This window comes from Micromonospora sp. C51 (assembly GCF_018070435.1).
GTDB classification, from domain to species: Bacteria; Actinomycetota; Actinomycetes; order Mycobacteriales; family Micromonosporaceae; genus Micromonospora; species Micromonospora sediminimaris.
In genome coordinates, this window is record NZ_JAGPXQ010000034.1 from 33,772 (window position 1) to 56,852 (window position 23,081).

Consider the following 23,081-nt stretch of genomic DNA (forward strand, 5'->3'; position numbering starts at 1 on the left):
GCTCCTCGCCGTCTCAGCTCGCGTCCACGCTGCGCCACGCGCGGCTGCGGCGACCCGGCTCGTAGGCGGAGTCCAGCCGCTTCGCCACCACCCCGGGCAGGCCCTGTTCACGCGCCGCACGCATGGTTTCGGCACCGGCGCCGGGAAACCAGGGCGGAGTCTGCCAGTGCGGCCCGGCCAACGCCAGCGAGTCGAGCAACTCCCGACGCTGCGGGTACGGCAACTCCAGGCTGCTCACCCCCTCCAACCACAGCAGATCGACAAGCAGGTACTGGGCATCGACGGTGCTGCGCCCACCCCGCGCCGGCCGGACCTTCCCGGCGCGATCGATGCGGACCAGGACGCCGTCCAGCACGACCTCGGTCGGTGCCAGCGCCTCGGCCATCGGCCGCAGCCACGGATATCCACCGGTGATCTCCTCACCGGCTTCGGAGAGCAGCCGCAGCCGTCCGCCGGAGACGTACGCCACCGCGCGTATCCCGTCCCAGCGCAGCTCGTACCCCCAGGCGTCCTGATCGGTGGGGAGCCGGCCGGCGGGCGTGGGACGCATCGGCGCGACCAGGTCGGGCATGGCGCTCCAGCCCGGCGGTGGCGGGTCGGTGCGGCGCACCATCCAGTCCCGGCCGTCGCGTCCGCCGGTGGCGAAGAGCACGTACCGTCCGCTGGTCCGCTTCCCTTGCAGCTCGACCACCACCTCGCGGTCCTGCCACTTCTCGCAGCGGTAGGTGCCCCGGTCGTGGATGAGCATCCGGCCGCCGCCGTACTCGCCGGCCGGGATCTCGCCGGAGAAGTCGAGATACTCCATGGGATGGTCCTCGGTGTGCACGGCGAGGTGGTTGCGCCCCTGATCACGGGGCAGCCCACGCGGCACCGCCCAGGAGACGAGCACTCCGTCGCGCTCCAGCCGCAGATCCCAGTGCAGGCTGCGGGCGTGGTGCTGCTGGATGACGAACCGGGCGCGGTCGCCGGCCCGGGACCGCCGGGGACGCTCGGCCGGGACCGGCTCGGGGGTACGCGCGGCGTCCCGCTTGCGCCGGTACTCCTCCAGCCGGTCAGCCACGTCCCGCATTCTCCGGCAAATCGCGCCGACGCGCCCGGCGGCGGGATTCGACGCGCCCGATCTCGGGCATGCCGAGCGTCATCGGGGGTAGAACGGTCGACATGAACCACAGTGACCACCCCACCGCAGTTCTCCCCGGTGACGTCCGGATACCGCTGCTCGGCTTCGGCACCTGGCAGGCGACCGGCGAAGAGGGCTACAAGGCCGTCCTCGCCGCGCTCGACGCCGGCTACCGGCACATCGACACCGCCACCATGTACGGCAACGAGGAGGAGGTCGGCCGCGCGATCCGGGAGAGCGGGCTGCGCCGGGAGGACGTCTTCATCACCACCAAGTTGCCACCGGAGCGGGTCGGCCGGGAACGGGAGACGATCGAGGAGAGCCTGCGCGCCCTCGGCGTCGACCACGTCGACCTGTGGCTGGTCCACTGGCCGCCGAGCAACCCCGGTGACCTGATCCCGGTCTGGCGGGAGATGCTCGCCGCCCGCGACGCGAAGCTGACCCGGGCGGTCGGGGTCAGCAACTTCAGTACCGCCCAGATCGACGAGCTGATCCAGGCGACCGAGGAGAACCCGGCGGTCAACCAGATCAAGTGGGGACCGCGGCTCTACGACCGACAGCGGCACGCCGAGCACCGGGACCGTGGGGTGGTGCTGGAGGGCTACAGCCCGTTCAAGACCACCGACCTGTCCGACCCGGTGCTGACCCGGATCGCCGGGGCACACAACGTCTCGCCCGCCCAGGTGGTGCTGCGCTGGCACCTCGACCACGAGATCGTGGCGATCCCCAAGTCGGTGACGCCGGAGCGGATCCGCGCCAACGCGGACATCTTCGGCTTCTCGCTGACCGCCGAGGAGATGCGCGACATCGACGCCCTCGGCTCCTGACCCGTCTGCGGTGTGCCGGCCGTCGATCGTCGTCAGGTGACGGCCGGCGGCTCCGGGTCGGTGTGCGCCCAGCGATGCAGCGGGTAGCGGCGGCCCTTGTCCTCGACGAAAACCGGCTCATCGCCGGTCGGCCGGTAGCCGCCGGACCGGGCCACGGCCACACTGGCGATGTTGTCCGCCTCGATCTCCAGATACACCGTCGGCAGGCCGAGCACCCGGTGGGCGTGCCCGGTCAGCAGCCGCAGCGCGCGGCTGGCCAGGCGTGCACCGCGATAGGCCGGGCCGATCGCGTAGCCGATGGTCCCCGCGGCCAGGTTGAGCATCACCTCGCCCCGGGCCAGGTCGTCGCCGCTGGTGACGGCGAGGTAGATCCGGTCACCGGCCTGCTCGGCACGCCGGGCGGTGTTCAGGTACCGCTCGGCGGCAGCCAGGTCGAACGGGGTCGCCACCGGTAGGCGGTACGCCATCTCGGCATGGTCGAAGAGCGTGACCAGTTGCCCGAGGTCGCGCTCGGACCACGGGCGCAGGACTATCCCGTCACCTTCCAGGCGTACGTCCACGTCAGCTCGGTCCCCCGTCGTAGCGGCTCCCAAGTCTGCGAGTTCGTGACACCACGGAGCAACCCCGGGGTGGGGCCACCGGCGGTGACGTCGGACGGCCTGATCCGTGCTGGGGGTGCGGTGGGTGCCGCACCCCCAGCGGACGTTCGTCAGGAGCGGGAGCAGGTGGCGCCGTTGAGGGTGAAGGCGGTGGGGTTGGAGTAGGACCCGCTGAGCGTGCCCTGGTAGCCGAAGCTGGCCGTGCCGCCGGGCGAGATCGTGCCGTTGTGGCCGACGTTGCGGGCGGTCACCGAGGAGCCGCTCTGGCTCACCGTGGCGTTCCAGGAGTTGGTCACCTGCTGCCCGGACGGCAGCGAGTAGGCAAGCGTCCAGCCGTTGATCGTGCTGGAGCCGGTGTTGGTGATCTGCACGTCGGCGGTGAAGCCGTTGTTCCACGAGTTGGCCGTGTACTTCACCGCGCAGGCACCGCTGCCCGAGGGCGGCGGGGTGGTGGTGGGCGGCGGGTTGTTGTTGCCGCCACCGTTCACTGCGGCCGAGAAATTCGTCACGGCCAGCCCGACACCGCCCTGCCACGGCTCGAAACCGGCCTGGATGCTGGTCAGGTACCAGGAGTTGGTGATCGCGCCCCGGTTGCGGGTGTCGTTGATGAACGCCAGCAGGTTCAGGTTCGCGCTGCTGATGGCCGACGGGGCGACGTACGAGATGACGTTGTTGGAGCCGTTGCTGCCCCGCCAGACCTCCCAGCTGCGCCCGTCGATGTTGGCGTTGCCGACCGGGGAGCCGATGGGCTGGATCGGGCCCTGCCGGTTGAACCAGATCATGATCTCCATCTGGTTCACGCCGTCGCGCTTGGGTGACGGGTCGAGCCAGATGTCGTACGAGGCGTTGTAGGTGCCGTTGCTCACGTACCGGTAGTTGATGCTGCTGGTCGCGCTGCTGATCTGGCTGACCTGGATGGGCAGGTTGGTGCCGGGGGAGCAGTTGGTGTAGTGGCAGCCGAGGAAGACCGACGGGTACGCGGTCGGCGCGCCGTTGGTCGGGCTGCTGCCGTTCTGAGTGGTGATCTCGAAGCCGTTGCTGGTGACGTTGATGCACTGCTGGGCGGTGGTGCCCCAGCGGTTGTTCTGCACCACGTACCGGTTCTGGATCACGGTCGAGCCGTACTGCTCGCAGATCTGGGTGTCGGCGGAGGCGGCTCCACCGAGGGTCACGGCGACGATCGAGCCGGCGGCGGCCAGCCCGACGGCCACGATGGCCCGCAAGGTACGTCTCATGATGCTCCTAGCGCTGCGGCGTCGCCCGGACGCCGGGACGGATGCGGACGGAGCGTTCGGGATCGCGCCGTCGATAGTTACGGGAGCGCTCCCATGCTCATTGCCACATTTACATCCTTGAAACAATGGGCGCAACTGGCGCGGGTGATTGGTGTCAATTGCTACATGTGTCGCGGACGCCACGATCGGGCATCCGCCGACTCCGGGCGGCTGGTGGCCGACGCCGACGGGCGGATCCGGGAGTGCCGAGGGGTGTCGGAGGTGGGCCGGTTGCCTCTGGTGTGTGCCGATTGCGCCGAGTAGTCTCTTGCCTTCAACGCGTGCCGAACCCCTCCGGAGGCGTACACCCCCATGCGTGGCTCCCCCCTGCGCATCCTCGTCGTCGGCGCGGGCATCGCCGGGCTGGCCGTGGCCCGGGCGCTGCGCCTGGCGGGCTTTCGGCCGGACCTCACCGACAAGGCGCCGCCGCACGACCTCACCGACGCCGGGCTCTACCTTCCCGGCAACGCGGCCCGCGCGCTGCGCCGGCTGGACCTCGACGACCCGGTCCGCCCGTACGGAAAGGTCATCCACCGGCAGCGGTTCCTCGACTCGACCGGTGCCCCGCTGTGCGAGGTGGACCTCGACGCACTCTGGGCCGAGGTCGGCGAGTGCCGGGCGTTGGCCCGCTCCGACCTGCACCGGGTGCTACTCAGCGGTGCCGGCGGCGCGGTCCGCCACGGCGCGGAGGTACGCTCCATCGACCTGCTGCCGTCCGCTGTCGGCGTCACCTTCGTCGACGGCACCCGGACCGAGTACGACCTGGTGATCGGCGCCGACGGGCCGCGTTCCTCGATCCGGGCGCTGGCCGCGCTCGGCGGTCCGCCCCGCCCCGCTGGGCAGGTGGTCTACCGCGGCGTCGTACGGGACGGTCCGCCGGTCGACGAGTGGACCGCCCTGCTCGGGCAGCGCTGCGGCTTCCTCGTGGTGCCGATCGGCGCCGGCCGGTTGCACTGCTACGCCGACGAGGCCGGCACCGACCTGCCGGCCGACCCGCTGGGCCGGCTGCGCGAGCTTTTCGGCGAGTACGGCGGACCGGTGCCGGAGGTGCTCGACGCGCTCGACGGGGTGCACGCCACCACCACCGACGAGGTCGAGCTCGGGCGTTGGTTCCGGGGAAGGGTGGTGCTGGTCGGCGACGCCGCCCACGCCACCGCGCCGACCCTGTCCCAGGGGGCCGCGATGGCTCTGGAGGACGCGGTGGTGCTCGCCGAGTCGCTGCACGCCGCGGGCAGCGTCGAGGCGGCGCTGACCGCGTACGAGAGCCGCCGCCGACCGCGTACCCGATGGGTGCAGGACCGGACCCGGGACCGCAACCGCACCCGCGACGTGCCGCCGGCGCTCCGCGACCCGCTGCTGCGCGGGCGCGGCGACCGCATCTTCGGGGAGCACTACCGGCTGCTTCTCGGCCCGCTGTGATCCACCCCCGGGCGACCCCACGCGGTGCTGTCACCTGCCGGGGACTATCATCCTTGCGGATGACGGCCCGCCGAGTCAGCGCGTGCCGAGCGGGACAACCCAGAACCGGAGGCCACTCGTGACCACCGTCGCACCCAAGCCGGTCGTGACCCGGCCCTGGCCGGTCCGGGAGCCGGTCAAGGGGTCGGCCATCGCGCGGCTGCTGCGGACCACGGACGCGAAGCAGATCGGGATCATGTACATGGTCACCGCGTTCGTGTTCTTCATGATCGGTGGCCTGATGGCCCTGATCATGCGGGCCGAGCTGGCCCGGCCCGGGCTGCAGTTCCTGTCGCCGGAGCAGTACAACCAGTTGTTCACGATGCACGGCACGATCATGCTGCTGTTCTTCGCGACGCCCATCGTGTTCGCCTTCGGCAACTACGTCGTGCCCATCCAGATCGGTGCGCCCGACGTCTCCTTCCCGCGGCTGAACAGTTTCGCCTACTGGCTGTACCTGTTCGGCGGCACCATGGCCACCGCCGGCTTCCTCACCCCCGGTGGAGCGGCGGACTTCGGCTGGACCGCCTACACGCCGCTGAGCACCAGCGAGCACGCTCCCGGTGTCGGCGCCAACATGTGGGTGGTCGGTCTGGCCATCTCCGGTCTGGGCACCATCCTCGGCGCGGTCAACCTGATCACCACGATCCTGACCCTGCGCGCACCGGGCATGACCATGTTCCGGATGCCGATCTTCACCTGGAACATGCTGGTCACCAGCCTTCTGGTGATCCTGGTCTTCCCGCTGCTGGCCGCCGCGCTGTTCGCGTTGGCCGCCGACCGGCTGCTGGGTGCGCACGTCTACAGCCCGGAGACCGGCGGGCCGATGCTGTGGCAGCACCTGTTCTGGTTCTTCGGCCACCCCGAGGTCTACATCATCGCGCTGCCGTTCTTCGGCATCATCAGCGAGATCATCCCGGTCTTCTCCCGCAAGCCGATCTTCGGCTACAAGGGCCTGGTCGCCGCCACCATCGCCATCGCCGGCCTGTCGATGAGCGTCTGGGCGCACCACATGTTCGCCACCGGTCAGGTGCTGCTGCCGTTCTTCAGCTTCCTGAGCTACCTGATCGCGGTGCCCACCGGCATGAAGTTCTTCAACTGGATCGGCACCCTGTGGCGGGGGCAGATCAGCTTCGAGTCACCGATGCTGTTCTCCATCGGCTTCCTGGTCACCTTCCTCTTCGGTGGCCTGACCGGGGTGCTGCTGGCCGCCCCGCCGCTGGACTTCCACCTGCACGACTCGTACTTCGTGGTGGCGCACTTCCACTACGTGCTCTTCGGCACGATCGTCTTCGCGGTCTTCGCCGGGATCTACTTCTGGTTCCCGAAGATGTTCGGCCGGATGCTCGACGAGCGGCTAGCCAAGATTCACTTCTGGCTCACGATGATCGGTTTCCACACCACGTTCCTCATCCAGCACTGGTTGGGCAACGAGGGCATGCCCCGGCGGTACGCCGACTACCTGCCCGACGACGGATTCACCACGCTGAACATGATCTCGACGATCGGCGCGTTCATCACCGGTATCTCGACGCTGCCGTTCCTCTACAACTGCTGGAAGTCGTACAAGGCCGGCCCGGTGGTCGAGGTCGACGACCCGTGGGGCCACGGCAACTCGCTCGAATGGGCGACCAGCTCGCCGCCGCCGCTGCGCAACTTCGACCGGATGCCACGGATCCGCTCCGAGCGGCCGGCCTTCGACCACAAGTTCCCCGAGCTGGCTGCCGGACAGACCCTCGCCGGCCCGCCCGAGGGTGGTTCGAAGCCATTGACCAGCGAATCCGACGGTGGTGCCAGCTACACCGAGGACGTGGCCAGCGACACCGACCGCCGCTGACCCACCGCTTCGTACGCCGGGCGCCGATCCCCATGCCGGGGGTCGGCGCCCGTCTCGTACTGCCCGCTCCCCGCCGCGCCTGCCCGGCCGCCGCGCCTGCCCGGCCGCCGCGCCTGCCCGGCCGCCGTGGTTGGTGGCTGGTGTCAGGTCCGCGGCCCCCATCCGCACCACGACCACCGGGCGTCACTTTCGGTGACGAGCGTCCCGCGGCCACAAAGTCACTCTGCGCGATGTCCGGGCCGGGCCCGACCTATCGCCCCTGCCATCCTTTGCTCTGCTTCAACCCACGCAGTAGCGGCTGAGCTGCTGGAATGTGGCGGCCTGGCGAGAGCGTGTCGGCTGGTGCGTCACGGAGCGTAATCCATTGCGTGGGTTGAAGCAGAGCAAAGGGAGTGCAGGGGTGAGGGGTGGGTGGCGTGGGTTGTTACGCAACGTTCGGGTCGAGGTCGGCGAGGGTGGTCCCGGCTGCGGCGATCCGGACCGAGGTGGGGACGGTGGGGCGGGCAGCGCAGTGGAAGCCGGGGCGCGGTGGAGGCGGGCAGCGCGGTGGGGCGGGGGCGAGAAACGGGATCGCGCTGCGTCGGGGGATGGGTCAGGAGCCGGCCGGGGTGAGGGCGGTAGTGGTGTGCTCGTCGCCGGGCTGAGTGGTGGCCGCGCTGTCCGTGCGGCGGTGGCGCAGCTCGATCGGCAGCACCGCGAGGGCGACCAGGGTGCCGATCGCGCCGGTGACCGCGAACCCCCACAGCGGGGCCGAGGCGTCGATGACCGCGCCGGCAAGCGGGGCACCCACGGCGATGCCGACGGTGACCGCCGAGCCGTGCAGGCCCATCGCCTCACCACGGACGCCGGCCGGGGCGAGCCGACTGACGGTGTCGGAGGTGGCCGCGATGGTCGGTGCGCAGAGCGCCCCCGCCGGGATCAACGCCAGGCAGAGCAGCCACCAGTGGGAACCGCCCAGACCGACGGGGATGGTGCAGAGGCTCAGCAGGCCCATCAGTGCCACCGGCGAGAACGAGCGACGGACCGCGCCGTAGGCGAATCCGCCCAGCAGCGAGGCCACCGCCCAGACGGAGAGCACCGCACCGGTGAAGCCGGCGTCGCCGTTTTCCCGCAGCACCGCGATGACCGCCACGTCGGTGCCGCCGAGCACCAGGGTCGCTGCGGCGCTGACCGCGAACACGGCCACCAGCCGCGAGGTGAGCCACTGCCGTCGGGCGACCCGCGGCTGCGGCCCGGTCGACGCTTCGGCGGCGCTGCGCACCGGCGGGTTGAGCAGCCACAGCACCACTCCGGCGGCGACGATGCCGACGCCGACGAGGTAGAGCGTGAGGCGGGCCGAGATGGTGGTGACACCCACCGTGGCCAGAGCCGGACCGATCATGAACGACAGCTCCACCGACATGGAGTCCAGCGCGTACGCCGGCCGGCGCTTCTCCGCTGGGACCAGCGCGGCGATGGACTGCCGGATCACCGAGAAGATCGGCAGCGCCAGCAGGCCGGCCAGGAAGGCGGCCGGCAGCAGCAGGTAGTACGACAACATCGGTGCGGTCGACCAGAAGACGGCCTCGGCCACGGCGGTGAGAACCAGCACGGGCCGCAGGCCACGACGGTCCACCAGCCGGCCGAGCAGCGGGCCACCGACCGCCGCGCCGACGGTGATCGCCGCGCCGACCAGACCGGCCGCACCGTATCCGCGTCCGAGGTCCTGCACGACGTAGAACGTCAACGTGACGCCGGTGGCGGTCAGCGGAACCCGCGCCAACACCGCGACGAGCAGCAGTGACCGCAGACCGGGCAGGGCGAGCGCCTCCCGGTAAGGCTTCATGTTCACGTCGGTCCGTACCTCCGTCGGACATCCTCGACCGGCGGTCGTACGGTTGCCAACGAATTAACGGCTCATGCGGCTTTGATCACAGGGGCGCCGAATGTGGTGATCCCGGCCCCGTCGAAGGCGCGCAACGCGACGTCGGTGGTGTCCGGCGCGACGGCCGCCGTCAGCTCCAGCAGCACGGTGGTGGCGAAACCCTCCCGGGCGGCGTCCAGGGCGGTGGCTCGCACGCAGTGGTCGGTGGCGATACCGACCACGTCCACCCGCTCCACGCCACGCTGCCGCAACCATTCGGCCAGACCCTCGCCGTCGTCGGCGTGCCCCTCGAAGCCGGAGTACGCGGCGGCGTACTCACCCTTGTGAAAGATCGCCTCGATCCGGTCGGTGGCCAGTTCCGGGTGGAACTCGGAGCCCGGGGTGCCGACCACGCAGTGCCGGGGCCAGGTGCTCACGTAGTCCGGTGATTCGGCGAAGTGCGTGCCCGGGTCGATGTGGTAGTCCTTCGTCGCCACGACGTGATCCCAGCGGTCCGGCTCGGCGGCCAGCAGCCGGGAGATCCCGGCCGCGACTCCCGCCCCGCCGGCCACGGCCAGCGAGCCGCCCTCGCAGAAGTCCTTCTGCACGTCCACAATGATCAGCGCGTTGCTCACCGACTCCACTCCTCTCACTCGGCGGGTACCACGGTGACCGGAACGGCCGGATCGCCCGCGGAGAGCTTGAGACCCTCCCACGGGATCGAGATCAGGCACTGCCGCAGGTGCTCCCGCGACTCGTCGAGCGTCGGCAGGGCCACCGGCTCACCATCCACCACGTACGAGCGTTGCAGCAGCCGGTCGTTGGGGCGATGGTCCGGAACCCCCTGCGGTACGACGATCTCCTCGGTGGCCGTGCCGGTCGGCTTGTGCCGGCGGACGGCGACCTTGCGTCCGCCGATGGTGGCCTTCTGCTCGGACCGCTTGACCACCGGACGGCCCTCGACCTCGACCAGCTTGTAGACCAGCCCGGCGGTAGGTGCGCCGGAGCCGGTCACCACGGCGGTGCCGGCGCCGTACATGTCCACCGGCTCGGCGGCCAGCGCCGCGATGGCGTACTCGTCGAGGTCACCCGAGACGATGATCTTCGTTTCGGTGGCGCCGAGCGAGTCCAGCAGCTGCCGCGACTGCTGGGCGATCACGGCCAGGTCCCCGGAGTCGATTCGCACCGCCCGCAGCTCCGGGCCGGCCACCTCGATCGCGTTGCGGATGCCCTGACTGATGTCGTACGTGTCGACCAGCAGCGTGGTGTCCTTGCCCAGCGTGGCGACCTGCGAGGCGAACGCGGCCCGCTCGTCGTCGTGCAGCAGGGTGAAGGCGTGCGCGGCGGTGCCGGCGGTGGGTATGCCGTACCGCTGGCCGGCGGCCAGGTTGGAGGTGAACCGGAAGCCGGCCAGGTAGGCCGCCCGGGCTGCCGCGACCGCCGCCTCCTCGTGCGCCCGGCGCGATCCCATCTCGATCAGCGCTCGGCCGCGGGCGGCGGTGACCATCCGCGCCGCGGCGGCAGCCACCGCGCAGTCGTGGTTGAGCACCGACAGCACCAGCGTCTCCAGCACCACGCACTCGGCGAAGCTGCCGGAGACGGTCAGGATCGGTGAGCCGGGGAAGAAGAGCTCCCCTTCGGCGTACCCGTCGATCTCGCCGGTGAACCGGTACCCGGACAGCCATTCGGCGCCCGGTTCGTCCACCACGCCGGTGCGGCGCAGAAACTCGATGTCGGCCGCGTCGAAGCGGAACTCGCGGATCAGCTCGACCAGGCGTGCGGTGCCGGCGACCACGCCGTACCGGCGGCCGGCGGGAAGCCGACGGCTGAACACCTCGAACACGCAGCGCCGGTCAGCCGTGCCGTCTCGCAGGGCGGCGCTGACCATGGTCAGCTCGTAGTGGTCGGTCAGCAGCGCGGGACGAGAGGAGTGCACCCCCTCAGAGTAGGGTTCACATCGCTGTCGTGCCGTCGTGCCCCGGGATCGTACCGAGGGCCACCCTCAGCTCCGCGCGGCTGCTCACGCCGAGCTTGGTGTACACGCGTTGCAGGTGGTTCTCCACCGTGCGGGCGGAGAGAAACAGCTGCTCGGCGATGGCGCGGCTGGTGCCGCCGACCGCCGCGAGCCGCGCCACCTGCCACTCCCGGTCAGTAAGCGTCGGGGTGGCCACCTGGAGCGCCGGAGTGTGCACCATGTCACACCTGGCGAGCAGCGCGCCGAGCCGTTGCCGGGCGTGCCCGACCTCGGGCGAGCGGCGCTGACGCAGCAGGTGCACGGCCCCGGCCGCGGCCTCGGCGGCCAGCAGGTCGAGCCCACGCTCCGCGAAGCCGTCGGCCGCGCTGAGCAATCCCTCCGGCCAGCCGTCGGCCCACGCCCGGGCATGCCGGGCCAGCAGTGGCGGCAACTCCCCGTCGACCTGCTCGGACAGCTCCGTCAACCGCTGCGCGACGGTACGGCGGCTGCCGTCGGAACACCTCGGCCCGGTCTGCGCCCCGGCCTGGCCCAGCCGCACCAGGTCGTGCAGCACCAGGGCCTCGTGTCCGGCGAAGCCATCGGCACGCAGCCGGTCCACCAGGCCGTGCAGCCGGCCCACCGCCGCGGACAGGTCACCACCGGCCGCCAGCGTCGCCACCCGGGCCTGCTCCAGCCACGGGTACAGCACACCCATACTCGGCGAGTGGAGCCGATCGGCTTCGGCCATCGCCTCGACGGCCTGCCGGGCGTCGCCTCGCAGCGCGGCGGCCTGAGCCCGTTCCGACTGTGCCAGTCCCGCGTACACCCGGCTGGTCGCCAGGACCGCACAGGCACTGAGCGCGGCCTGCAACGCGGCGTCACTGCGCCCGCGCAGCCGTGCCGCGTACGCCCGCAGGATCGCCAGGTAGCCGGTGCCGAGCCGGAAGTCACCCGCGTCGGCGAGGTCGGCGAACTCGTCGGCGACCAGCGCGTCGATGCCGGCGAGATCGCCCGAGAGGGCCAGTCGGGTACCCCGGGCCAGCTCCACCGCCAGTTGCAGGTACGGCATGTCGGCCCGCCAGCTGGCCACCTTCGCCTGCACCAGGTCCACCGCGGTCGCACTGCGGCACAGCTGCCCCTGCACGGCTTGCAGATGTGCGATCGTGCAGCGGGCCAGCTCGCGGGCGGCGACACTGGCCGCCGGCCGGTCCAGCACGCCCTGCGCGAGCCGTAGCGCGGCCGGCGCGTCCAGCCGGTGCAGCCGCATGATCGCCTCGAAGGCGCGGACCCGGGCCTGAGCGGCGGCGTCGGTCAGCTTCGTGCCCTCGGCAGCGATCTCCTCCACGGTGGAGGCCTGACTCAGCCCCCAGTAGCTGACCATGCCGCGTACGGTCAGCCACCGGCTGAGTCGTTCCTCCTGGCCGGCGTCGGTGGCGACGGCGTCGAGCACGCCGAGTGCCTCGGCCGGCCGGTCGGCGAACATCAGGATGGTCGCGAGCAGTTCGGCCGCGTCGAACCCACCCCCGGCGTCGAGCGCCGCGCGGGCCAGCCGGGTCGCCAGTGGTACGTCGTAACGAGCGAACGCCTCGGCGGCTGCGGCGATCAGCATCGCCGGGTCCTGCGCGGTGCCGGAGGCCAGTCGCCACCGCGCCACCCGCAGCAGATCTTCCCGCCGCCGTTTGCCGACCTTCTCCAGCAGGTCGGCCAGGTGCGCCTGCAACCGACGGGTCCGGCTCACCGGGCACTGCCGGCGTACCACCTCGCCGTAGAGCGGGTGCGCCAGGCGGACGTCGAGCCGCCGGTCGGACTCCACCATGGTGATCAGTCCGCGTTCCTCGGCGTACTCCACGTCGTGCTGTTCCACGGCCTGGTGCAGCAGCCGCAGGCCGAGCGGCTCGCCGAACGCGACCAGCTCGACCACCGCCCGTACTCCGGGGGTGAGCTGGCCGATCCGGATGTCGATCAGCTCGGTCAGGCTGGGTGCCAGCTCCAGCCGCCCCGTCCAGGTCCAGACGCCGTACTTCTCGACGAGTTCGCCGCTGTTGGTGGCCGCGTGCACCAGCTCGCGCAGCAGCAGCGGATTGCCGGCACTGAGTCGGCCCAGGCGGTCGGCGGAGCCGCCGTCCACCTGGCCGCCCACGATGGCGGTGAGCATGGCGGCCGTCTCGTCCGGCGTCATCGGGCCCAGCTCGGCCCGCTCGACCAGACCGTCCGTCCACAGTGCCCGGATCGGCAGCGGGATCTGCTCCCCGTCGCGCAGGGTGCCGACCACCGAGGCGTTCTCGGCGCGGGCCACCAGGTGCACCAGCGCGGCCGACGGTGGATCGAGCAGGTGTGCGTCGTCGACCGCGAGGACGATCCGCCGGCCGGCGGCCTGCTGCTGCAACACGTCGAGGGCCCAGCGCAGGATGCCGGCCGGGGACAGGCCCTGCGGCTGCTCCGGAAGCACCTGGACAAGTCCACCGAAGGCCATCGCGGAGGTGGTGGCGCTGGCCGCGATCCGCCAGACCGCGTACTTCTCGCCGGGCAGCGCGTCGACACCCTCGTGCAACAGCCGGCTCTTGCCGATGCCGGCGCTGCCGGTGAAGAGGATCCCCCGGCCACGGACGCCGGCCACCGCCATCCGGAGACGGTCGAGTTGCTCAGCCCGGCCCACGAAGCTCCACCGACTCATTCGCGCAGCATATCGACGGAACTGTGGCCCGCACGGCAGCGCGCGACGGCGAACTTGAGTAGTTGTAGAGTTACCGCTGAGTATCGCAATTGTCCCGATCCCGACGCTCGCGCCTTTACTCTTCCGGAATCCGAGTGTCGACACCGGATGCTCACTGCGGCCGGGTCACCGGTCGCCCTGCCTCGGAGGCCGCCCCCTGATGAAGCCGGGCCCGCTCCACCATCTCGGTACGCCCGACGACGCGGCCGGGCCGCATGGTCGCCGGCCCTTTCCGGAGCGGCTCGGCGTGTCCAGCACCAATGCCCGGGAACCGGTCGCCGTGGTCGCGGCCGGTCCCGCCGACGCCGGCCGCACCCGTGTGCTCGCCACGCTGCTGGAACTCGACTCCGGGCTACTCGCCGTCCCGAACGGCAGCTGGCTGGTGGCACGGCACAGCGCCGAGCCCACCCGGGCCGCCTATGTGCCCGGCTACCGTACGCCGCACTCGTACCGGCCGGACCTGCCGGCAGCCGGGCCGGCGCTGGCCAGGCCGCCACGCCGGGTCGAGCTGAGCCTGCCCCAGCCGTTGGTGAAACGCTTCGTGCTGGTCGACACGCCGGACATCGCCACGCTGGGTCCGGCCGGTTGCGGCGTCCTGCGTGACGCGGTGGGCCGGGCCGGCGCACTTTTGTTCGTGATCGCGGCGGATCAGTCGTTCTCGGCCGCCGAGCTGACTCTGCTGTCCGACCTCGCCGGGACACCGGTCCGGGTCTTCTTCGCGGTCACGCCGGGCGCCGACGGCTGGGCGGCCGGCGAGGGCACGGCGGCGGTGCGGGGGTCGGGGGAGTCCGGCGACTCGGTGGTCGACCCGGTGACGGTCACCGTCGAGGCACACCGGGCCGCGCTGCTCGCCGCCGTGCCCGGGTTGGCCGATGCCGGCTGGTTCCCGATGGTCACCGGTGGCGAGGCCGACCTGCGGCGGGCGCTGGTGGACTGGGCCTCCGGCGAGGAGCTCCGGCGGGGCAGTCTGGAGCCGCCCGAGTTGCCGGGTGAGCGCGGCCGGGTGCCGGTGCTGACCGAACCGGGCGAGTGGTCGGAGCAGCTCGACCGGCAGGCCCGCACCGCCGCCCGAAGCATCCGCCAGCACCTCGCCCTGGAACTGGCCAACATGCACCTGCGCCTGGTGCAGGAGATCGTCTTCGGCGTCGGTTGCGCCGGTCTGCCCCAACTACTCGACCGGGAGATGGCGGCGCTGTCGCTGCTGGCCACGGCCCAGTGCGACCACCATGCCGGCGAACTCGTCGATGACACCGCCGGTCGGCTCTTCGGCGCGCCGTTGCCCCAGGGGATTCGTCGGCGCATCGACACGGCGGTCCGCTGGAGCCTGGTGGACGATCCCACCGGGCAGGAGCTGGAGCGGGCGTTCCTCGTCACCAGTGCGGCGGGCGTCACCTCGCTGACCGGTGCGGCGGCGATCGACATGTTGTCCGCCTACCCCGCACCGCCCCGCACGGCGTTGCTTCCACCAGTGGCCGTGGCGTTGTCGGGAGGCTGCTGGCAGCACTGGCGTTCGCCCGGCAACAACGACCCGAGCGCGGCGCGGGCCTGGGCGCAGCGGGCGTTGCGGGAGATCGAGTTGGAGCTTTCGCGGGAGGTCGCCCGTCGGTTCGAGGCGGTCCGTCTCTCGCTCGGCACGGTGCTGTCCGATGCTGCCGAACACGGCATCCTGCTCGCCTGACCGGGCCGCCACGCACCCCACCGGCGGTGCCGGTGGGGCATCCGCGCATGTCCGGGACAGGACCGGTCGGGGCGGAGGCGCGGCCGTGGCTGGCGATCCGGGCTGGTCCGGCGTTCCGGTTCCTCGATTCCCCGGATCCGGTGGCACGATGGGGGGCATGGCGGCTCCGCAGGTTGCACCGGTCGAGACCCCGGACACCGATGAGGTGCCGGCAGCTGACCGACCGTGGGTGACGATCGTGTGGGACGACCCGGTCAACCTGATGACCTACGTGACCTGGGTGTTCCAGAAGCTTTTCGGGTACAGCCGGGAGAAGGCCGAGCAACTCATGCTGGACGTGCACCACAAGGGCAAGGCGGTGGTCTCCAGCGGGGCCCGGGAACGCATGGAGCACGATGCCTCGCAGCTGCATGCGTACGGTCTCTGGGCGACGGTGGACCGGTCGTGAGCATGTTCCGCCGCCGCGGTGACCGGTACGTCGCCACCTTCGCGGTGGACGAGGTGCGGGTGCTCCGTAAGGTCGCCTCCGAGGTGGTCGGCCTGCTCACCGACGGTTTCGACCACTCCGACCCAGTTGTCTGCCGGCTCTTCCCGGAGGCGTACCCGGAGGACGCGGCGGGCACTGCGGAGTTCCGCCGGTACACCGAAGGCGACTTGAAGACCGCGAAGATCGACCAGGCCGGCGCGATCCTGGCCGCGCTGCCCGGCGACAGCGGCGGGGAGGTACGCCTGGACGCCGAGGCGGCGGAGGCGTGGTTGCGCGCGCTCAACGACGCCCGGCTGGCGATGGGCGTACGGCTGGAGATCAAGGACGGGACGGACCTGGGCGCGGAACTCGACGACGCGGTCGCCGACGACCCGAGTTCCAGCCGAGTGTTCCAGCTTTCGGTCTACGCATATCTCGGCTATCTCCAGGAGTCCCTGCTCAACGCCTTGATCGACTGACTGTGACCGGCACCGCCTCGCGGTTGACCGTAGTCGGGCGCTACCCTTGGCGACGTGCTGAGCATCGACCGGTCGATCGTCGACGCGATCGTCGCCCACGCCCGTCGGGATCACCCCGACGAGGCCTGCGGTGTGGTCGCCGGTCCCGTCGGCAGTGACACGCCGACCCGGCACATCCCCATGGAGAACGCCGCCCGTTCGATGACCTTCTACGAGTTCGACTCGATGGAGCACCTGCGCGTGTGGCGCGAGATGGACGACCGGGACGAGGAACCGGTGGTCATCTACCACTCGCACACCGCCACCGAGGCGTACCCGTCACGGACGGACATCTCCTTCGCCGGCGAGCCCGGCGCGCACTATCTGCTCGTCTCCACGCGCGAGCCCGACACGGAGGAGATCCGCTCCTTCCGCATCGTGGATGGCGTGGTGACCGAAGAGCCGGTGCGGATCCTCGACGCCGGGGTGGATCCGCACGCCGTGCAGTCATACATGTTCGGGCAGAGCCCGGCGACGGTCGACTACGAGTGTTCGGGCCGCTGACCACCCTCAGCCCCCGCACGCCCTTTCCCCGTCACCGAGCAGTTCACCCGATCGAGGAGTACGACACCATGGCCATCGAGGTTCGCATCCCCACCATCCTGCGCAGCTACACCGGCGGCGCGAAGGTCGTCGAGGGCAGCGGCGACACGCTCAACGACCTGCTCACCGACCTGGACTCCCGGCACGCCGGGCTGCGTGGCCGGCTGGTCACCGAGGCTGACGCGCTGCACCGCTTCGTCAACGTCTACGTCAACGACGAGGACGTGCGCTTCCTCGGCGCGCTGGACGCCAAGCTCAACGACGGCGACAGCGTGACCATCCTGCCCGCGGTGGCCGGTGGTGCGTTCGGCTTCGCCGCGGCGGCGGCGATGGCGCAGCACGTCGCGGCCGCGCCGGCCGAGGGCCGGACGCGCGTCACCGCGAGCTGAGGCGGCCGCGATGGCGCGGTACGACAGCCTGCTGGACGCCTGCGGCGGGACACCGCTGGTGGGGCTGCCCCGACTGTCGCCGACGGTGCCCGAGGGCGCACCGCCGGTGCGGCTCTGGGCAAAGCTTGAGGACCGGAACCCGACCGGCAGCATCAAGGACCGGGCCGCCCTGTTCATGGTCCGGGCCGCCGAGGCCGCCGGCCGGCTCCGGCCCGGCGACACCATCCTTGAGCCGACCAGCGGCAACACCGGCATCTCCCTGGCCATGGTGGCCAAGCTGCGGGGGTACCGCCTGGTCTGCGTGATGCCCGAGAACGTCTCCACCGAGCGGGTGCAGCTGCTGCGGATGTACGGCGCGGAGATCATTTTCTCGCCGGCGGCGGGCGGCTCCAACCAGGCGGTGGCCACGGCCAAGCAGATCGCCACCGAGCACCCCGACTGGGTGATGCTCTTTCAGTACGGCAACGAGGCCAACGCCCGGGCGCACTACGAGACGACCGGGCCCGAGCTGCTGCACGACCTGCCGACCATCACCCACTTCGTGGCCGGGCTCGGCACCACCGGGACCTTGATGGGCACCGGGCGCTACCTGCGCGAGAAGGTCGAGGGCATTCAGATCGTCGCCGCCGAGCCGCGCTACGGCGAGCTGGTCTACGGGCTACGCAACATCGACGAGGGGTACGTCCCGGAGCTCTACGACGCGACCGTGCTGAACCGTCGCTTCTCCGTCGGCACCCGGGACGCGGTGCTGCGTACCCGGCAACTGGTGGAGGTCGAGGGGCTGTTCGTCGGCTTCTCCACCGGCGCGGTCCTGCACGCGGCGCTTGCCGTGGCGCACGAGGCGGCGCGGGCCGGCCGCCGGGCCGACGTGGCGTTCGTGGTCAGTGACGGCGGCTGGAAGTATCTGAGCACCGGGGCGTACGGCGGGACGCTCGCCGACGCGGAGGAGGCGCTGGACGGTCAGCTCTGGGCCTGACCTGCGGCACCATCGAACATGTGACGAGGGCCACCGGCGCGCTGCCGGTGGCCCTCGTCGCGTCGGTCTGCCCGACCCGACCACTTCGGTGACGGGTGGTCGATCGGACGGGCGAAACCGGTGTCACGTTGATGACAACTTCCAGCAGATCATTCTTGCGCTTGCATGCGCGGGCGTAGGCTGCGCAGCGTGGCGTACGCGTCGGTAGTGATCACCGCCGGAGCGGCGGCCGGCACGTTCACTACCTACCGTGACAGCGAGACAACTCGATGCGACTGACCGTCCTGGGCTGTGCGGGCAGCTTCCCCGGACCAGAGTCCCCCTGCTCGGCTTATCTGATCGAGGCCGACGACTTCCGGCTCCTGGTCGACTTCGGCTCGGGCTCACTGTCCACCCTGCAACGCTATGCCGGGCTGCACGCCCCGGACGCCATCCTCCTGACCCACCTGCACTGCGACCACATCCTCGACGCCGCGACCTACGTGGTGGTGCGGCGGTACGCCCCGGACGGGCCGTACCCGCCGTTGCCGGTCTACGCGCCGGCCGGCGCTCCGGACCGGCTGGCCACCGCGTACGGGCAGGAGGACAGCACCGTCGAGGACGTCTACCAGTTCTACGCGCTGCAACCCGGCACCTTCCCGATCGGCCCGTTCACCGTCACGGTCGACCGGGTGCTGCATCCGGTGGAGACCTACGGCGTACGCCTTGAGCACGGTGGCCGGGTGCTCTGCTACTCCTCGGACACCGCGCCCTGCGAGGCGCTGCTGCGCCTGGCCCAGAACGCCGACGTCTTCCTCTGCGAGGCCAGCTACCTCGACGGCGTCGACAATCCGCCGGATCTGCATCTCACCGGCGGTGAGGCGGGCGAGGCGGCCGCCAAGGCCAACGTCGGCCGGCTGCTGCTGACCCATCTGGTCCCCGCCTGGGGCAGCGAGGCGCTCACCGTGGCGGCTGCCTCCGCCGCGTACGCCGGGCCGCTGGAAGTGGTCCGTCCCGGCGCCAGCTACGAGGTCTGACCCGCCGGGCGCGGGTTCGTGCGGCACTGTTCGCCGGACGGTCAAGTGGACGTCTCCTGGACCTTCGCTGCCACCACCACGGTGAAGGCATGCGGATCGCCATCGTGACCGAGTCGTTCCCGCCCGACGTCAACGGGGTCGCACACTCGGTCGTGCGCGCCGCCGAGCACCTTGTCGCCCGCGGCCATGAGCCGTTGGTGATCGCACCCGCCCCGCCGGGGACGCTGCGCCGCGACACCGACCGGTACCCGTACCCGGTGGTTCGCATCCCGAGCGTGCCGTTGCCGCGCTACCAGGGCTTCCGGCTCGGCGTGCCGACCAACAACCGCCTGGCCGGGATGCTGCTGGAGCATGCGCCCGACGTGGTCCACCTGGCCAGTCCGTTCATTCTCGGGGCCCGGGCGGCGGTGCTGGCGGCGCGGCACGGGCTGCCCACCGTCGCCGTCTACCAGACCGACGTCGCCGCCTACGCCCGGGCGTACCGGGTCGGTTGGGGAGAGGCCGCGGCCTGGCGGCGGCTGCGGGAGATCCACAATTCGGCCCGCCGCACCCTCGCCCCCTCCACCGGGGCGGCCGAGGATCTCGCCGCGCACGGCGTGCAGCGGATCTGGCTGTGGGGCCGGGGCGTCGACGCCGAGCGATTCCACCCGGACAAGCGCTGCCCGAGCCTGCGCCGGGCCTTCGCGCCCGACGGGGAGATCCTGGTCGGCTACGTCGGGCGACTCGCCCCGGAGAAGCGGGTCGACCTGCTCGCCGCCACCGCCCGCCTGCCTGGCGTCCGGGTCGTGGTCGCCGGTGACGGCCCGGCCCGTCGTCAGCTCGAACGGGACCTGCCCAACGTGCGGTTCCTCGGCGTCCAGCACGGCGAGGCCCTGGCCCGCCTCTACGCCAGCCTCGACCTGTTCGTGCACACCGGTCCGCACGAGACGTTCGGCCAGACCATCCAGGAGGCGTTGGCCAGCGGGGTGCCGGTGGTCGCGCCGGCCAGCGGCGGGCCGCTCGATCTGGTCACCCCCGGGGAGACCGGCGTACTGGTGCCACCCGATGACGGCACGGCGATCGCCGAAGCGGTGGCCGGGCTGGTCGCCGACGGGGCGCGCCGGCAGGCGTACGGCATCGCCGCCCGGGCCGCGGTGCGGGGACGCAGTTGGGCGGCGGTCGGCGACGAACTGGTCGGGCACTACCGGGCCGCCCGCGCCAGCACGCCCGCCGTCAATCTGCCGGCGGCGTCGTGACCGGCACCCACCCGGACCACCCCCGCACGTCCCGGACCACCGCCACCGCGACGCAGGTCGTGGGTACGACCGGCGGCAGGCTGCGGATCGTCCGGCTGGCCAGCTTCGTCACCGGCACCTCCGGCGGGCTGCGCACCGCCCTGCAACACCTGGGCGAGGGCTACCGCGCAGCCGGACACGAACCGGTGCTCGTGGTCCCCGGCCGCCGCGACGACGACAAACGACACCCGTGGGGCCGGGTGATCACGCTGGCCGGCCCACCGCTGCCGCACAGTGGCGGCTACCGGCTGCTCACCGCCCGACGCCGGCTCGCCCGGCTGCTGACCACGCTCGCACCCGACCGGCTGGAGGTGTCCGACCGCTCTACGTTGCGCTGGACCGGCGACTGGGCCCGGGCGAACGGCGTGCCGTCGGTGATGGTCTCGCACGAGTCGCTCACCGGCCTGCTGGGTGCCTGGGGTGTACCCGCCGCGCTCGGGCGGCGGCTCGCTGACCGGCTTAACGCGGACACGGCCCGCCGCTACGACCGGATCGTCTGCACCACCCGATGGGCGGCCGAGGAGTTCGCCCGCATCGGCGTGCCGCACGTCGACCTGGTACCGCTCGGCGTCGATCTGGACACCTTCCATCCCGGCCGCGCCGACCCGGCGGTCCGGGACCGGTACGCGGACCCGGGCGAGGTGCTGCTGGTGCACTGCGCGCGGCTGTCCGTGGAGAAGCGACCCGAGCTGGCCGTCGATGCGTTGACGCAGCTGCGGCGGGCCGGCGTGCCGGCGGTGCTGGTGATGGTCGGCGACGGCCCACGCCAACCGGCGCTGCGGCAGCGCGCGGCCGGCCTGCCGGTCACCTTCACCGGCTTCCTGCCTGACCGTCGCGCCCTCGCGGCGGTGCTGGCCAGCGCCGACGTGGTGCTGGCCCCCGGCCCGGTGGAGACCTTCGGTCTGGCCGGGCTGGAGGCGCTGGCCTGCGGTACGCCGGTGGTGGTCAACGCGGCCAGCGCGTTGCCCGAGGTGATCGGCTCGGGCGGGCTGGCCGCCGACGGCACCCCGGCGGGGATCGCCGAGGCCGTCGGTGAGCTGCTGTCGCGTCCCGAGGCCGGGCGGCGGGCCGCCGCCCGGGACCGGGCGGAGCAGTTCGGCTGGCCGGCGGCGGTGGCCGGGTTGCTCCGCGCGCACGGCGCCGACGTCGATCGCTGATCCCCGGCCGCCGGCCGGGGGTACGACGGACACCCGGGGAGGGTTCGATCAGCGCACCACATAGGGTGCAGGCATGGCGCGACCTGACGGGCGGCGACCCGACCAACTTCGACCGGTGACCCTGACCCGCGGTTGGAGCACCCATCCCGAAGGCTCGGTGCTTGTGGAATTCGGCGGCACCCGGGTGCTCTGCACCGCGAGCGTCACCGAGGGGGTGCCGCGCTGGCGTCGTGGTTCCGGGCTGGGCTGGGTCACCGCGGAGTACGCGATGCTGCCCCGGGCCACCAACACCCGGTCGGACCGGGAGAGCGTCAAGGGCCGGGTCGGTGGGCGTACCCACGAGATCTCCCGGCTGATCGGCCGGAGCCTGCGCGCCGCGATCGACCTCAAGGCGCTCGGCGAGAACTCGATCGTGCTCGACTGCGACGTCCTGCAGGCCGACGGCGGCACCCGGACGGCCGCGATCACCGGCGCCTACGTGGCGCTGCACGACGCGGTGAACTGGCTCGCCGCCCGCAAGGCCCTGACCGGGAATCCGGAGAAGGTGATGCACCGATCGGTGGCGGCGGTCAGTGTCGGCGTCGTTGCCGGCGAGCCGCGCCTGGACCTGTGCTACGACGAGGACGTGGCCGCCGAGGTCGACATGAACGTGGTCTGCACCGGCACCGGCGACTTCGTCGAGGTGCAGGGCACCGGCGAGGCCGGCGTCTTCGCCCGCGAACAGCTCGACGCCCTGCTCGATCTGGCCGTGGTCGGCTGTCTGGACCTGGCCGAAGCCCAGCGGAAGGCTCTACTCGCATGAACAAGGTGCTGCTCGCCACGCGGAACCAGAAGAAGCTGATCGAGTTGCAGCGCATCCTGGACGGGGCGCTGGGCGCGCACCGGGTGGCCCTGATCGGGCTCGATGACGTCGATGCGTACCCGGAGCTGCCGGAGACCGGGCTGACCTTCGGCGAGAATGCGCTGATCAAGGCCCGGGAGGGCTGCCGGCGTACCGGGCTGCCGACGATCGCCGACGACTCCGGGCTGGCCGTCGACGCGCTCAACGGGATGCCCGGGGTGTTCAGCGCCCGCTGGGCCGGGCGGCACGGTGACGACCAGGCCAACCTCCAACTCGTGCTCGACCAGATCGGCGATGTGCCGGACGAGCACCGGGGCGCCTCCTTCGTCTGCACCGTCGCGCTGGTGCTGCCCGGAGGTAAGGAACACCTGGTCGACGGCAGGCAGGCGGGTCGCCTGCTGCGCGCCCCGCGTGGCGACGGCGGATTCGGCTACGACCCGATCTTCCTCGGCGACGGCCAGGACCGCACCAACGCCGAGCTGACCCCACAGGAGAAGGACGCGATCAGCCACCGTGGCAAGGCGCTGCGCGAGCTGGCCGCCCTGGTCGCCAAGGTGCTCCCGCCAGCCGCCTGAGCCGCCCGCCTCGGCGTCGGTCT

The 23,081-nt window shown here is 71.7% G+C and carries 21 protein-coding genes; 14 read left to right on the forward strand and 7 right to left on the reverse strand.

Annotation, left to right across the window (positions count from 1 at the left end; translation table 11 throughout):
- Positions 1-13: 13 nt before the first annotated feature.
- On the reverse strand, positions 14-1,060 hold the full coding sequence (locus KBX50_RS25340; RefSeq protein ID WP_210940189.1) for a DNA polymerase ligase N-terminal domain-containing protein: 1,047 nt from the start codon (positions 1,058-1,060) through the stop codon (positions 14-16).
- Positions 1,061-1,161: 101 nt separating this feature from the next.
- Between KBX50_RS25340 and KBX50_RS25345 the strand changes: the two genes are divergently transcribed.
- The gene (locus KBX50_RS25345; RefSeq protein WP_210940190.1) at positions 1,162-1,947 is read left to right on the forward strand and encodes an aldo/keto reductase; all 786 of its coding nucleotides are present in this window, start codon (positions 1,162-1,164) and stop codon (positions 1,945-1,947) included.
- Between the two features lie 32 nt (positions 1,948-1,979).
- Here the strand turns inward: KBX50_RS25345 and KBX50_RS25350 are convergent, their stop codons facing one another.
- Together KBX50_RS25350 and KBX50_RS25355 are read right to left on the reverse strand one after the other, a co-directional pair.
- Positions 1,980-2,507 carry a GNAT family N-acetyltransferase gene (locus tag KBX50_RS25350; protein WP_210940191.1) on the reverse strand — a complete coding sequence of 176 codons (528 nt, stop codon included), beginning with the start codon at positions 2,505-2,507 and terminating at the stop codon, positions 1,980-1,982.
- A gap of 149 nt (positions 2,508-2,656) precedes the next feature.
- Positions 2,657-3,781, reverse strand: a complete 1,125-nt coding sequence (locus KBX50_RS25355; RefSeq protein ID WP_210940192.1) for a cellulose binding domain-containing protein — start codon at positions 3,779-3,781, stop codon at positions 2,657-2,659.
- A 351-nt stretch (positions 3,782-4,132) separates the two neighbouring features.
- Between KBX50_RS25355 and KBX50_RS25360 the strand changes: the two genes are divergently transcribed.
- Together KBX50_RS25360 and ctaD are read left to right on the forward strand one after the other, a co-directional pair.
- On the forward strand, positions 4,133-5,239 hold the full coding sequence (locus KBX50_RS25360) for an FAD-dependent monooxygenase (RefSeq protein WP_210940193.1): 1,107 nt from the start codon (positions 4,133-4,135) through the stop codon (positions 5,237-5,239).
- A 118-nt stretch (positions 5,240-5,357) separates the two neighbouring features.
- Positions 5,358-7,115: a cytochrome c oxidase subunit I gene (gene ctaD / locus KBX50_RS25365; RefSeq protein WP_210940194.1), complete on the forward strand. Its 1,758-nt coding sequence runs from the start codon at positions 5,358-5,360 to the stop codon at positions 7,113-7,115.
- 592 nt (positions 7,116-7,707) lie between these two features.
- Here the strand turns inward: ctaD and KBX50_RS25370 are convergent.
- The 4 genes from KBX50_RS25370 to KBX50_RS25385 all read right to left on the reverse strand — a co-directional run bounded on the left by KBX50_RS25370 (position 7,708) and on the right by KBX50_RS25385 (position 13,586).
- Positions 7,708-8,940, reverse strand: a complete 1,233-nt coding sequence (locus KBX50_RS25370; protein WP_210940215.1) for an MFS transporter — start codon at positions 8,938-8,940, stop codon at positions 7,708-7,710.
- A gap of 71 nt (positions 8,941-9,011) precedes the next feature.
- Entirely contained in the window at positions 9,012-9,593 is a 582-nt protein-coding gene (locus KBX50_RS25375) for an isochorismatase family protein (protein ID WP_210940195.1), read from the reverse strand.
- Between the two features lie 14 nt (positions 9,594-9,607).
- On the reverse strand, positions 9,608-10,894 hold the full coding sequence (locus KBX50_RS25380; protein WP_210940196.1) for a nicotinate phosphoribosyltransferase: 1,287 nt from the start codon (positions 10,892-10,894) through the stop codon (positions 9,608-9,610).
- A gap of 16 nt (positions 10,895-10,910) precedes the next feature.
- Entirely contained in the window at positions 10,911-13,586 is a 2,676-nt protein-coding gene (locus KBX50_RS25385) for a LuxR C-terminal-related transcriptional regulator (RefSeq protein WP_210940197.1), read from the reverse strand.
- Positions 13,587-13,872: 286 nt separating this feature from the next.
- Here KBX50_RS25385 and KBX50_RS25390 point away from each other — a divergent pair, with 286 nt between their 5' ends.
- The 11 genes from KBX50_RS25390 (at position 13,873) to rdgB (ending at position 23,058) form a co-directional block, all read left to right on the forward strand.
- Positions 13,873-15,303, forward strand: a complete 1,431-nt coding sequence (locus KBX50_RS25390) for a hypothetical protein (RefSeq protein ID WP_307871067.1) — start codon at positions 13,873-13,875, stop codon at positions 15,301-15,303.
- A gap of 157 nt (positions 15,304-15,460) precedes the next feature.
- Entirely contained in the window at positions 15,461-15,751 is a 291-nt protein-coding gene (gene clpS / locus KBX50_RS25395; RefSeq protein WP_093401920.1) for an ATP-dependent Clp protease adapter ClpS, read from the forward strand.
- A gap of 2 nt (positions 15,752-15,753) precedes the next feature.
- A complete protein-coding gene (locus tag KBX50_RS25400) occupies positions 15,754-16,248 on the forward strand; it encodes a DUF2017 domain-containing protein (protein ID WP_210940216.1) in 495 nt (164 codons plus the stop codon).
- A gap of 54 nt (positions 16,249-16,302) precedes the next feature.
- On the forward strand, positions 16,303-16,791 hold the full coding sequence (locus KBX50_RS25405; protein ID WP_093401918.1) for a Mov34/MPN/PAD-1 family protein: 489 nt from the start codon (positions 16,303-16,305) through the stop codon (positions 16,789-16,791).
- Positions 16,792-16,859: 68 nt separating this feature from the next.
- On the forward strand, positions 16,860-17,219 hold the full coding sequence (locus tag KBX50_RS25410; RefSeq protein ID WP_210940199.1) for a MoaD/ThiS family protein: 360 nt from the start codon (positions 16,860-16,862) through the stop codon (positions 17,217-17,219).
- Between the two features lie 10 nt (positions 17,220-17,229).
- A complete protein-coding gene (locus KBX50_RS25415; RefSeq protein ID WP_210940200.1) occupies positions 17,230-18,195 on the forward strand; it encodes a PLP-dependent cysteine synthase family protein in 966 nt (321 codons plus the stop codon).
- A gap of 269 nt (positions 18,196-18,464) precedes the next feature.
- On the forward strand, positions 18,465-19,211 hold the full coding sequence (locus KBX50_RS25420; RefSeq protein WP_210940201.1) for an MBL fold metallo-hydrolase: 747 nt from the start codon (positions 18,465-18,467) through the stop codon (positions 19,209-19,211).
- A gap of 89 nt (positions 19,212-19,300) precedes the next feature.
- A complete protein-coding gene (locus tag KBX50_RS25425; RefSeq protein ID WP_210940202.1) occupies positions 19,301-20,446 on the forward strand; it encodes a glycosyltransferase family 1 protein in 1,146 nt (381 codons plus the stop codon).
- Between the two features lie 80 nt (positions 20,447-20,526).
- Complete coding sequence (locus KBX50_RS25430) at positions 20,527-21,642, forward strand: glycosyltransferase (RefSeq protein WP_210940217.1); 1,116 nt, start codon at positions 20,527-20,529, stop codon at positions 21,640-21,642.
- Positions 21,643-21,715: 73 nt separating this feature from the next.
- The gene (gene rph, locus KBX50_RS25435; RefSeq protein WP_210940203.1) at positions 21,716-22,444 is read left to right on the forward strand and encodes a ribonuclease PH; all 729 of its coding nucleotides are present in this window, start codon (positions 21,716-21,718) and stop codon (positions 22,442-22,444) included.
- Positions 22,441-23,058 (forward strand): RdgB/HAM1 family non-canonical purine NTP pyrophosphatase, encoded by a 618-nt coding sequence (gene rdgB / locus KBX50_RS25440; protein WP_210940204.1) that lies wholly within the window; start codon positions 22,441-22,443, stop codon positions 23,056-23,058. Before rph ends, rdgB begins: the two co-directional genes overlap by 4 nt.
- The last annotated feature ends 23 nt before the right edge of the window (positions 23,059-23,081 follow it).